Genomic DNA, 12,349 nt, shown 5'->3' on the forward strand with positions numbered 1-12,349 from the left:
GATCAAACCATGACAAAAACAATTCTAATTACAGGTGCAAGTTCAGGTATTGGTGCGGGTATGGCACGTGAATTTGCTCAAATGGGTTATAACCTTGCAATTTGCGCCCGACGTTTAGAGCGTTTGGAAACGCTGAAACAAGAACTGGAAAGCCAGTTTGGTATTCGTGTTATTGCAAAAACGCTGGATGTCACCAATTATGATCAGGTGTTTCAGGTGTTTCGTGAATTTAAACAAGATTTTGGACAAATTGACCGCATTATTGTCAATGCAGGCGTGGGCGAAGGACGTCGCATTGGTAAAGGTAATTTTGCCATCAACAAAGCCACAGTAGAAACCAACTTTATTTCAGCTTTGGCGCAGTGTGAAGCCGCGGTTGAAATTTTCCGTGAGCAAAACTCAGGGCATTTGGTGATGATTTCATCTATGAGTGCCATTCGTGGTATGCCAAAACATCTTACTGCTTACGGTGCAAGTAAAGCTGCAGTAGCACATTTAGCAGAAGGAATTCGTGCAGAATTAATTGATACACCTATTCAAGTTACGACTATTTTCCCTGGTTATATTCGTACCGAAATCAACGAAGGTGCAAAAAAACTGCCTTTTGAAGTTGATGAAAAAACAGGTTCACGCTTACTTGCTGCAGAAATTGAAAAAGCGCCAATTAAAGCCTATGTACCTAAATGGCCATGGTTGCCATTGGGCTTAGCTATGAAAGTTTTACCATTAAAATTGGTCAATAAACTCGGCTAAATAGCAGCGATATCATAGTATTTGAATAGCATCCTGAAATTTAAAGCTGATGATGAATGCAATCACTTTAAATGACACGATGCTATTTTTATATTTGAGTCTCTACTTTTGTTTGGGTTTAAAATTTGTATTTTCGGTTTTCGTATTTAAGAGTGAAATGTGATGTGGCTTAGAACAGCAACCCTTGCCTTAATTCCCGCTTTGGTGATTCAGGGAAGTCGTGTTAAAAAGAACACGATCCGATTGCCTGAAGCCGAAGGCGCACGAGAAGGTATTACAGGGCAAGGGCAAACGCTGTCATTATTGATTTTAGGCGATTCTGCCGCTGCAGGCGTTGGGGTAGCACATCAAAATGATGCGCTTTTAGGTGCGGTGATTTCTGCTTTGCAGCATCAGTACCAAGTACATTGGCGTTTAGAGGCGCAGTCTGGAGATACTACCTCACAAGTCATTCAAAAAACGAAAAAACTGGTAAATCAAAAATATGATGTTGTGGTTACTTCTGTTGGTGTCAACGATGTAACACGCTTAATGTCGGCACAGACTTGGATTAAACAACAGCAACATTTTTATCAACTTATTCAAGCGAAATTCCAACCTGAATTAATCATTGCTACGGGGGTTCCACCAATGCATTTATTTCCTGCATTACCTAATCCCTTGTCTTGGCTATTTGGACAATACGCAAAACAAATGAACTTACAATTAGAAAAAATGATTGCACAACAAGAAGATATGCAGTGGATTGAATATGATATTCGAAAATATCAATCCATGAATTTAGAAATGGCAAAAGATGGTTTTCATCCAAGTAAAGAAATTTACCAAATTTGGGGCAAAGAAGTCGCGGAGATGATTTTAGAACGGTTTTAGGTAGAATTCTTATGATGTAAAACTCGGTAATGCGTATAAGAAAGCCCGCTAATAGTGGGCTTTTGCTTAATAGCTTGGAGCGGACATCCAAGTCTTATTAGATATTACTTCAGAGCAAGGAGATGTGCTTGCTACAGGCGATTGACTTAACTTAATTAAAGTTGCTGCCTGTAGCTCCATTTCTTTTGCTTTGTCCATAGACAGACTTGAATACGCCAAAGCTACCGATGCACAATTTGCCCAAGTATGAACATTATCACTATCTGTTTCTGCAAGCTTAAAATATTTATCAGCGAGTGCTTTCATTTGATTGCTTTTACCATCATTTGAGGCTGATTGAACCTTTGGTGCTGAAGATTTCAAAGTTAGGATAGTCGACGAGTTTGGAACACCTGGTTTAAAAGCTTCTAAAGTTTTATCGTCCAACACGCGCATACCATAGGTGATATTGTTTGTAGGATTCGTAAAAATATAATCGCCAGAACTATTCTTTAGGTAGGTTGATGTCTTATTCGGCTCAACAATTACAAGTTTGTTTTCTTCAAATCTCGCATCAATTGAATAATATCCATTTTGAATGGAATATGTTCCATTAGTCGCAGCAAATGTACACATGGATATAAATGAAAACACGATTAGTCCAACTATATTTTTTTTCATTTTTGCGTCCCTTTATTGCAGTATTGTTCTTAAATTAATCTACGATCCTTTCAAAAGACATCCCAATATTGGGAGTATCCTTATTTAAATAGTCTTGCTATATATGAATTTTTAAGCAGCATTTCAGAGTTAATTTTTTAAGGGGAATTAAAGATGAAGACTTTAAAATTATTTGCAGCTATAACTATGTGTTTTTCAATTTTTGGATCCACGCAAGTAATAGCTGATGACTCTCCTAATACAGCACTTGCGGTTTGTTGGCAGACCAATTCAGGTAAATATCAATGTGATGGACCAACACAAAGACTATCAACCTCCTATACGACATTATCAGAAGCCTTGAGCTTATCTGGTTGTTCTACTGGAAGAGCGGTACAAACCAATTATCTGACACATGCAAGAACTGGCCGTCAGTATGCAACAGTTTACACCTGCAACTACACACTGAAACCAGGTAACACTGCCTCATATACTACCAACAGAGATGTGCGTGGTTGGTGGGATGGTATTATTTATTAATTTCTTTCTATTAAAAAAGCCCGCTGATTGCGGGCTTCTTTTTAACATTTTACAAGTTTTGTGCTAGCTAATGGCAATATGTACAATCCATTGCGCTCTTTGAAAAGCGTTACATTCATCAATACTGGTTTTTGTTGCTGATCACCATCTTCATCGTAATATGGCGCATACCATCCTGCAGTTGGTAGAGCTTTGTTGTGCATCCAGTCATCTTCTATAAAAATAGGTTTAAATGTAAAGCTTGATTCCGCATAACTCCCCTCAATAAGCTTTGGAGTAACATTTACAAGGAGCATAAAGTCCCCGTTAGGCTCTTTAGTTTTGCATGTGCGGACGCTATCACCCCAGAGTCCAATATACTCATTTGGAATTGAATTAATTTCTTTTGCCGATGCCCAAGTAGAAAAGAAAAATAAAGCCAAGATAATGAATTTCATAATGTCTATTTATGTGATTAATGATCGCGTGAGAGTATACACCTTGTGGCTTAAATTATTGGAAATCTATAGTAATTCTAGAAGGAATAAACCGTACCGGGTTTGTCGGAGAGTCAATATTCTGAGAGACTATCCCGATGATAAGACCAAGTATCTCTTGGATCATGGTTACAAACCTGCAGATATTGATCGAATGAACCGCATGAAACATAACTCAAATCTACCCAAATAGATAAGAATTAACTTGGGGAAAATGATGTTTAAATTATTGTTGTCTATATTTGGGCTAAACGGTGCTGTAGAAATAGGTTTTGATATAGGTGAGGAGCAGATCGAAGCAAAACAAAATAAAGAATAAAAAATGCCCGCTGATGCGGGCTTTTATTTTTCAGTACTAATGCCCAAATGTCACTATAGTTGACAAATCCAAGTTTTAGTCCAAAAAGTTGGTTGACAAATTCACAATTTAGTCCTATTTTAATTTTAACCAACATCTCAAAATTAATTTTGGACTAATTTATATGACAGAAACAAAGTTGCATCCTCCATCGGCTTTTGAGCCCTTACTAACAGATGAAGTGCTTGAATACTTCGCTACCCCAATGCTTGATATTTATTTTGATGTTCACGAAATTTTAAATAGTGAAAATGATAATAACTATACTCGCGGTACAGCGATATTTGGCCGTACGTATGAACAATTTAAAAAATTAATCGTATCACAGGACTGTCCTGTAGAAGTTCACTTAAAAGATGGGACGTTTAGATTCGTTTTTCAAATTGGTTATGCGCAAATTGGTTTCTGTAAAGGCGACTTTACGGATCCCAAATCATTAAAATTAAGAAAATATACACCTGCAAATTATGACCTATTTCAGGTTGATAATAACCAGCCTGTGATTTGGAAGTTCATTCTGAATGCGCCAAAGTCAGAGGAAGAAGAAGCATTTGTTGAATTTGTTGGCTTTAATTTAGCCACAGTGCCTGTTGCTTATTGGCGATCTAATGACAATCTGGATGGTAATAAGTTACATTTAGTAGATCCAATTACTCCAGAACCTATTCATTTAGATGCACCATCAGTTGGAGATCCTGATGAAGATGATCTTCAATACGAAGATTTGGATACCAAATTTAAATAGTAGTAGCAAGCAATGTCATTATGAACACGCCTTTTAATGGATTAGAACTAAAACTTCTGAGACAGTTTAATCAACTGTCTTTAGAGGAGTTAGGTCAGCACCTTGAGTGCACACGGCAGTATGTTCACAAAGTTGAGACAGGGCAGACCATGCCAAGTCCTCAATTTATTCAACAAGCTGCCGCATACTTTAATGTTCCCGTAGGGCTATTTACTCATTTAAAACCTGTCTTACAGGAAGAGCAAATCCACTTTAGAAGCCTAAGATCTACAAAAGTAGCAACAAAACAAGTTGTTATTGCTCGTGGAGAATATATTAAGCGATTGACTGAATATCTGGATTCTAAACTTAGATTGCCTAAATATGATATTCAGGCTTATGATCGGTCTATTTCTATTGAAGCGATAGCAGAACAGTGTCGTGCTGATTGGGGGCTTGGTTTAGGTCCAATTAGCAATATGATTCGTCTTTGTGAAACTCATGGAATCGTAGTAACGACATTTTCTTCTGTATCAAAAGAAGTAGATGCCTTATCTTTAGCAACAAAGCGACCTATTTTTGTACGTAATGAAGCAAAAGAAAGTGAATGTCGCCAGCGCTTTGACCTTGCTCATGAGCTTGGACATTTAGTTCTTCATGATGGTACGGTGACAGGCGATCGTCTTACTGAATCAGAGGCAAATCAATTTGCTTCGGCACTGTTAATTCCACAAACAATGATGCGAACTCATTTCCCTACATGGTTTAAAGGTGGTCGTTATAACTGGGCTAAATTAAGTGAGTTTAAACAGACGTGGAAGGTAAGTAAGGCCGCAATTCTTTACAGAGCCAAGTCTTTGGGTTTATTGACTCAGGAACAATACACCAGTGGTGTAATTGCACTGAGAAAAAATAGTGAATCCATTACTGAAAAAGAAGACTATTTGATTCCTAAGGAAAATCCTGAGCTTCTTCAAACTTGCTTTGCAATGCTCGCAAAAAAGAAAATTTTTGCTGAGGATATTGCTCAAGCTTTGGATGTGAATGTCAGCTTCCTTGAAAATCTTGTTGGAATGGATGTTCCTAAAAAGCCAAGAACTCTTACCATTGTTTAAAAGAAGCGCCTAATGGCGCTTTTTTTAAATATTTCAAAAATATAATTTTACTTTTTATTATAAAGTTAGTAGTTTTATCCCTTGATTTTAAAACCAAGAAGTGTGATATGTGTAATCAAGATAGCGAAATAATGTCGAATGAAGCTAAAGTTTCTGAACTGAAAGCTGTGTATAAATTAGCTATTGAAACGAGAAATTTTGAGATAACACAATTAATCAATAGAAATAACTTTTTCATGTTATTTCAGGGGGTCTTATTGGCTGCTGTTTTTAGCAATCAAGCTCCTAAGCCTATCGTTGAATTTATAATTTGTTTTTCAGGGATATTAATTTCAGGCCATCAAATTAAAGTTGCCGCAGGTGCAAAGTACTGGCAAGAATGGTGGGAGCTTAAGACAAGTGAAATTGAAGACAAATTAAAAGAAACAATTGGCAAAGAAAATTTTATTCCTTTATTTAGTTTGGAAAAAGGTGAAGAAACGGAGGAGTTTAAAGAAAAGGTTAGAGCTAAAATTGAAAAAGCTGAAAGTAAATTTTTAGAAATAGATTTTAATAAAATTATTATTACAAAATATTCAGTAAGTCGGGTACCAGTCTATACTGGATTTATATTAATGCTCACTTGGATAGCACTGTTTTTTAGCACATTAGGTTGGTTTCATAGCTTTGATTTTTCAAATTTTATATATGGAATTAATTTTGAAAAAGCCCCTTGAGGGGCTTTTTATTACTCATTGATGGCTAAGATTTTTCTTATTTCATTTCTAAAATCATCTCTAAGTTTAATAAATTCAGCATCATTAACAAAGCCTTCATCACTAAGTTTGTTTGCCTCATCTAAATCACCCTGAATTGCCTTTTGTTCAGCAAGCAAAAACTTATCGAAAAGAAATTTCGAAAATCCAAAGCCAATAATTTCAAATATTTTTTCATCGAGATGATGAGGTAAAAAAATAGCATTTTTGTAGAATTCAATTTTAAAAGTTTCTAGTATTTCGGCAGGCTTTTTATATTTGCTCGAATCTATAATATTTGGATTCCTTCTATCTCGTATTGCTACTTCAAATTCTAAGATTAAAGTATAAAGTAAACGTAATGCTTCAGCTTGATCTTTATATACGCCTGAATATGCAATTTGTAATCTTGCATTTTGATGTGACAATTCGCTTTTTAACTTTTCATTCTCTTGAGTATAGTGTGCCTTTATTCGTTCAAGTTTGGCATTAAAATTAGCTTTCTCTCGCTCTAATTGAATGTTTAAGTCCTTTTGAAGCACCAGTTCATCTTTTTTAATAAATTTTAAAATAATAAGGTTTGTTAAGTAGATCAGTACAGGAATACTAGCAAAAATACCACTATACTCTTTAAGAAAGCCCCATATATTAGAAAAAATATCCATTTAAAAAGGCCCTATTGATAATTTAGTTTGCTGATATTCATACTTATTAAATTTAAGAGTTTTAGTTAAGCTTAAAATTAATTTTCATCACTTCTTTTTTAAGTACTGACATCATGATCTTCTACAACCAACCAACCAAGACTTCTTTTACCGTTATCTACAACATCAATATGATTGTCGCCCTTAAAAACTAAAACATCTTTATTGAAAAACTTTAATGAATTCCAAAAAGAAGAGCCACTTAATACTTCAAGAGAAAGGTGAATATCATTTTGTAGGGCAGAGAGTTCTTGTGTGTAGTCTAAATCAAGCGTATTGAGCAACTTTCCATAAACCACACGTTTTTTTCCATTTTTTAAATGAATGATTTTTACATCAGAACTGGCAGGAGCAGAACTCTCATTTCTCAAAAAGCTTTCTTCAAGTCGAGCCACAATATCCGCATTCATTGAGCGATTTAGTTCTTTAGCCGATTCGACAATTTTGTCTTTTAGCTCTTGCGTCATACGCATTTTGTATTCGACGTCTAAATTTCTAGCCATTTTTAGTTAGTTCAGTCCAAATTATTTTCATAATAATATCCCCAATGGGGATTGACAACATATATTTTGAAGAATACAGTTTAATACATCCCCAATGGGGATAAAAAACCCCTTGCGACTCTCACATCAAACAAGGGGCTCTATCTAATTCTCTACCAGGAGAAAAGACATGATTAGTCTAACATTTAATGAAGTTAAATTTAATCCCATACAGCAAGATGGGCAAGTTTGGTTAACTGCGAGCGAATTGGCAGGGGCACTAGGTTATGTAAAATCTGATGCAGTTACTCAAGTGTATGAGCGTAATAAAGATGAGTTTACTGCATCAATGACAACGACCCTCAAAATGAGTGTCGTTAGAAAGACGGGTAAAGTGGAAATGGAAAACCGTATTTTCTCGCTTCGTGGTGCTCACCTAATTGCTATGTTTTCCAAAACAGTTATCGCTAAGCAATTCCGAAAATGGGTTTTAGATATTTTGGACAAAGCGGTAGATGCACCAGTAGCCAAAACCCACAAATCAGAGCGTGAACCACTAACCAATGCTGTGAATATGCTCGTGGCTAAAACCAAGCACTTAAATTACTCAGAAGCCTATAAACTTGTGCATCAACGCTTCAATGTAGAGCATATCGAAGATATTCCGTATGAAGCTATACCAGTGGCAGTGGAATACGTGCATCACTTAATAGCGTTATTTTCTCAAGCAGAGAAAAGCCATACTGCTGTTTCAGATCGCTCACGTTCAATGGCACTGCATGCGCTATGGCTCAGTCACTGGTGGACAGAGTTTGGAGACGTGATCCGTAAGATCAGCCCGACAATGGGACATGGCATCCATGACCATTTTAAATTTGCTGCAGAAGATGCACGGCAAATTGTAGGTAGGGAAATCTATATGCCGATTTATGAGTTGGCGCAAAGACATGATTGGCATAATGGCGGGATAGGCTACAAAGCACTGTCAGAATGCCGCAGTTTAACTCCTGTCATTTAGTTTTAGCCACCTTTGGGTTAATGCCAGTCAGTTAAGAGAGTGACTGGCATTAATCTTATGGTGCCTTTTTCATTCCAAAGAACAGCGTATTTAGACGATATTTTTAAGTCAGTAGTGACTTACTGTTCGCTATTTTTTTATGAAAAATCACCCATTTTAGTACCAAATTTTTATAATTTTATTTTGTCATAATGGTCAATGCGTTCTATATTTTCCATAATAGTTTTGCAAAAGTTTTGCAGGAATTAATTAAAAAAGCACTAAATGGAATGGATTGTATCGTTGAAAAAACTGTAATTATGCTAAAATTTAAGAAACAGTCTTTTGATATTTAGTCAAAATTATTTTTTAAATCGCATTATAACTTATTGATTTTAAACAATGTCAGAAATGGAAACCCATCCACTCGAACCCTTTTTACCAGCCAATGCCAAGCTGTTAATGCTTGGGAGTTTTCCACCACCTAAAAGCCGTTGGAAAATGGATTTTTATTATCCGAATTATCAAAATGATATGTGGCGAATTTTGGGCTTATGCTTTTTTCAAGATAAAAACTACTTTTTAGATTTAGAAGCTAAAAATTTTCATCTTCATAAAATTATTGATTTTTTAAACACCACTGGCATTGCTATTTCAGATACGGCGCAGCAGGTGATTCGCTTAAAAGGCAATGCATCAGACAAATTTTTACAGATTGAAAAACCAATGGATATTGCAGCACTTTTAAGCAAGATACCTTTATGTCAAAGCATTATGACCACAGGCGATAAAGCGACTGATACACTCATGTTATCTATGCCTGAATCTGCCGAAAAACCTCAAATTGGGCAGGCGACACATTGCTATTTTGCCAAGCGTGAGCTGCATTTATATCGGATGCCTTCATCTTCACGAGCCTATCCTTTAGCTTTAGAGAAAAAGGCAGAAGCGTATTTTAACTTATTTAAAGAAATAGGCTTACTATAAGTAACTTTAAATAATTGTAGACAGTGATGGCAGAGAAAGAAAAATACGCTTCCATAATTAATGTCTATCTATTGTCATTACATCATCCATTCAATAGGGAATAATGAAACTGTTTTCATCATAAAACGCTGAAACTGTGTGGTTTCAGGATCATGATGATACGTTTGAATACTGCCATCTGCCTGATGATCTAACCAAATAATTTGACCGTTTTCGTCTAATTGCAGTTCATACGCAATTTGTGGCAAATAGCGGTCTAAAGATTGAGAAACATCGTTTTGCAATTGTTCAGACTCTAACACCAAGCCAACTTCGGTATTTAATTTTGCAGAACGAGGATCAAGGTTAAAAGAACCTACAAAGACCATGCCATCTATATCAAAGAATTTGGCATGTAAACTCGAGGCGTTTTTGCCTTTGGCAGGAATTACGTTACCCGTTGCAACTTCATACCAAGTACGCTTTTTTCGTTCAATATAAGGCTTAAATTCATATAAACGAATACCTGATTTAAGTAAATCTACGCGATACTGCTGATAAAATGCATGTACCAAAGGCACATCATTGGCTAAAAATGAATTGGTCAATACACGTATCTGTATTCCTTTTTCAGCCAGTTGAGTGAGTGTTTTAAGACCATCTTCTGTTGGGACAAAATAGGCAGAAACCAGTTCTAAATGTTGTTTGGGCTCACCCATTAACTTTAACATTTGTTTGTAAATCAGTTGCTCGCCTTGAGCTGTACCCCGAATTTTATTCGGAGAATCTGCCACAAAATGCGCACATACCCACTGTACAGGATGTTGTTCTAATTTGATGCTGACTTCTTCTTGCGCGTTAGCCACACGTTCACGAATTTTATCTTTATATTTGGCATTTAATTCATAGCGATTACGCAATTCTCTCAATTGCAACGCGTTGCCTGTGCCTAATAATTGCTTTACTGAATAGCTTAGTTCGTCATTCCAAAACTCTAAAAACACGGCATTGGCTTGGGGGACAGCACTGCCATAGAATAGAATATCCATATCAGTAAATTGAAAATTTTCACTGGCATCAAAATATTCACGGCTAATATTACGCCCACCTGTCACGGCAATCGCCCCATCGGCAATAATTAGTTTATTGTGCATACGGCGATTGATTTGTTTAAAACGAAACAAATAATCCATCACACGAAAATGCCGATATTTGTACGGATTGAAAATTTTTATTTCAAAATTAGGATGCTGAGCAAGCCGTTTTAAGGTTGGATCAAGTTGCGTACCATTTTGATCATCAATTAATAAACGAACTTTTACACCACGATCTGCTGCTTTGAGCAGTTCAGCCAACATCAACTGACCAATTAAATCATCTTCCCAAATGTAATATTGTAAATCTAAATGGTGCTGTGCTTTTTGAATCAAATATAAACGCGAGGCGATGCTACTAAAGGCATCATTTAGAGAAAGATACGCTGTTAAATTTTGGGATAAATGTGCATCAATTTCCTGACCATTCAGCCAATGATCTACATAATGCTCAACAGGGCTATCTTTGCTCGCTTGATTCATCGGTAAACTGCATCCTGTCAGTAAAATAGCGAAAAAAGCCAACATTCCAAGCCAGTAACAAGGTCTTTGGATCTTCATGATTATTCTTAAGTCATTCTGTATTTATACATGGAGATTATCCTCATGTTAATGCTTGAAACTCTGAATAGAAAGAGGGTATTGTGAGAGTCTGTTGATATTTTATAAATAGCTTGCGAGATATCTCTCTCACATCGCAAACATAGACGAATTGTCAGCAGCCCCTTATCATCTGTTAATGTATTTTTTAGGGATAATTTGCTCATGAAATCACGTGCAGCCGTCGCATTCGGCCCAGGTCAGCCGCTTGAAATTGTTGAAATTGATGTTGCACCGCCGCAGGCTGGAGAAGTCTTGGTCAAAATTACCCACACAGGGGTATGCCATACCGATGCATTTACCTTATCGGGTGAAGATCCTGAAGGTGTTTTCCCTGCAGTTCTTGGCCATGAAGGTGCAGGTATTGTGGTTGAAGTTGGTGAGGGTGTGACCAGTGTTCAACCAGGCGATCATGTGATTCCGCTTTACACAGCAGAATGTGGCGAATGTTTATTCTGTAAATCTGGTAAAACCAACCTATGCGTTTCCGTACGTGCGACACAAGGTAAAGGTTTAATGCCTGATGGCACGACACGTTTTTCTTATAATGGACAACCGATTTATCACTACATGGGCTGTTCAACCTTTAGTGAATATACGGTAGTTGCTGAAGTATCTTTAGCAAAAATTAATCCTGAAGCCAATCATGAGCAAGTTTGCTTATTAGGTTGCGGTGTTACAACTGGTTTAGGTGCAGTTAAAAATACTGCAAAAGTCCAAGAAGGCGATACCGTTGCGGTATTTGGCTTAGGTGGTATTGGTTTAGCAGTTGTGCAAGGTGCGCATAAAGCCAAAGCCAGCCGTATTATCGCCATTGATACCAACCCAGAGAAATTCAAATTGGCAGAACAATTTGGTGCAACCGAATTCTTAAATCCAAAAGATTATGACCGCCCAATTCAGGAAGTCATTGTGGAAAAAACAGGTTGGGGCGTAGATCATTCTTTTGAATGTATTGGAAATACCAATGTGATGCGTTCCGCTTTGGAATGTGCGCATCGTGGTTGGGGACAATCCATTATTATTGGTGTTGCAGGTGCAGGTCAGGAAATTTCAACTCGTCCATTCCAATTGGTGACAGGTCGTACTTGGAAAGGAACTGCGTTTGGTGGTGTAAAAGGTCGTTCGCAATTGCCAGGCATGGTTGAAGAAGCCATGAAGGGTGATATTCAACTCGAACCATTTGTAACGCACACCATGGGGCTAGACCAAATTAATGAAGCCTTTGATTTAATGCATGAGGGTAAATCTATTCGTAGTGTGATTCATTTTGATCAATGATGAGTAACGCGCT

At 36.9% G+C, this 12,349-nt stretch carries 13 protein-coding genes and 1 pseudogene; 9 read left to right on the top strand and 5 right to left on the bottom strand.

The window, feature by feature from the left end; translation table 11 throughout:
- Positions 1-9 precede the first annotated feature (9 nt).
- Entirely contained in the window at positions 10-753 is a 744-nt protein-coding gene (locus AC07E5_RS03165; RefSeq protein WP_004973576.1) for an SDR family oxidoreductase, read from the top strand.
- Positions 754-915: 162 nt separating this feature from the next.
- Positions 916-1,626: an SGNH/GDSL hydrolase family protein gene (locus AC07E5_RS03170; RefSeq protein WP_096902562.1), complete on the top strand. Its 711-nt coding sequence runs from the start codon at positions 916-918 to the stop codon at positions 1,624-1,626.
- A gap of 66 nt (positions 1,627-1,692) precedes the next feature.
- On the opposite strand, the gene AC07E5_RS03175 is transcribed toward AC07E5_RS03170, so the two are convergent.
- Positions 1,693-2,286 carry a hypothetical protein gene (locus AC07E5_RS03175; protein WP_096902561.1) on the bottom strand — a complete coding sequence of 198 codons (594 nt, stop codon included), beginning with the start codon at positions 2,284-2,286 and terminating at the stop codon, positions 1,693-1,695.
- 153 nt (positions 2,287-2,439) lie between these two features.
- On the opposite strand from AC07E5_RS03175, the gene AC07E5_RS03180 reads away from it, so the two are divergent.
- The gene (locus AC07E5_RS03180) at positions 2,440-2,805 is read left to right on the top strand and encodes a hypothetical protein (protein WP_178319057.1); all 366 of its coding nucleotides are present in this window, start codon (positions 2,440-2,442) and stop codon (positions 2,803-2,805) included.
- Between the two features lie 41 nt (positions 2,806-2,846).
- Here AC07E5_RS03180 and AC07E5_RS03185 read toward each other — a convergent pair whose 3' ends face one another.
- A complete protein-coding gene (locus AC07E5_RS03185) occupies positions 2,847-3,242 on the bottom strand; it encodes a hypothetical protein (RefSeq protein WP_180061122.1) in 396 nt (131 codons plus the stop codon).
- Between the two features lie 521 nt (positions 3,243-3,763).
- Between AC07E5_RS03185 and AC07E5_RS03190 the strand changes: the two genes are divergently transcribed.
- The 3 genes from AC07E5_RS03190 (at position 3,764) to AC07E5_RS03200 (ending at position 6,194) form a co-directional block, all read left to right on the top strand.
- Positions 3,764-4,384 carry a hypothetical protein gene (locus AC07E5_RS03190; RefSeq protein WP_136144301.1) on the top strand — a complete coding sequence of 207 codons (621 nt, stop codon included), beginning with the start codon at positions 3,764-3,766 and terminating at the stop codon, positions 4,382-4,384.
- A 20-nt stretch (positions 4,385-4,404) separates the two neighbouring features.
- Positions 4,405-5,478 carry a helix-turn-helix domain-containing protein gene (locus AC07E5_RS03195; protein ID WP_498624575.1) on the top strand — a complete coding sequence of 358 codons (1,074 nt, stop codon included), beginning with the start codon at positions 4,405-4,407 and terminating at the stop codon, positions 5,476-5,478.
- 107 nt (positions 5,479-5,585) lie between these two features.
- Positions 5,586-6,194, top strand: coding sequence for a RipA family octameric membrane protein (locus AC07E5_RS03200; RefSeq protein ID WP_498624576.1), 609 nt, complete (start codon positions 5,586-5,588; stop codon positions 6,192-6,194).
- An 11-nt stretch (positions 6,195-6,205) separates the two neighbouring features.
- Here the strand turns inward: AC07E5_RS03200 and AC07E5_RS03205 are convergent, their stop codons facing one another.
- The gene (locus AC07E5_RS03205; protein ID WP_498624577.1) at positions 6,206-6,877 is read right to left on the bottom strand and encodes a hypothetical protein; all 672 of its coding nucleotides are present in this window, start codon (positions 6,875-6,877) and stop codon (positions 6,206-6,208) included.
- A 410-nt stretch (positions 6,878-7,287) separates the two neighbouring features.
- Positions 7,288-7,419, bottom strand: a pseudogene (locus tag AC07E5_RS03210) (Arc family DNA-binding protein); the annotation flags it as partial.
- Between the two features lie 169 nt (positions 7,420-7,588).
- On the opposite strand from AC07E5_RS03210, the gene AC07E5_RS03215 reads away from it, so the two are divergent.
- Both AC07E5_RS03215 and AC07E5_RS03220 read left to right on the top strand, forming a co-directional pair.
- Positions 7,589-8,416 (top strand): BRO-N domain-containing protein, encoded by an 828-nt coding sequence (locus AC07E5_RS03215; RefSeq protein WP_498624578.1) that lies wholly within the window; start codon positions 7,589-7,591, stop codon positions 8,414-8,416.
- A 381-nt stretch (positions 8,417-8,797) separates the two neighbouring features.
- Positions 8,798-9,382, top strand: coding sequence for a uracil-DNA glycosylase family protein (locus tag AC07E5_RS03220; protein ID WP_498624579.1), 585 nt, complete (start codon positions 8,798-8,800; stop codon positions 9,380-9,382).
- A gap of 77 nt (positions 9,383-9,459) precedes the next feature.
- Here the strand turns inward: AC07E5_RS03220 and AC07E5_RS03225 are convergent, their stop codons facing one another.
- Entirely contained in the window at positions 9,460-10,983 is a 1,524-nt protein-coding gene (locus AC07E5_RS03225; RefSeq protein WP_131261443.1) for a phospholipase D family protein, read from the bottom strand.
- Positions 10,984-11,220: 237 nt separating this feature from the next.
- Between AC07E5_RS03225 and AC07E5_RS03230 the strand changes: the two genes are divergently transcribed.
- Entirely contained in the window at positions 11,221-12,336 is a 1,116-nt protein-coding gene (locus AC07E5_RS03230; RefSeq protein ID WP_004973720.1) for an S-(hydroxymethyl)glutathione dehydrogenase/class III alcohol dehydrogenase, read from the top strand.
- Positions 12,337-12,349: the final 13 nt, after the last annotated feature.

The sequence above is a fragment of the Acinetobacter seohaensis genome (assembly GCF_056431365.1).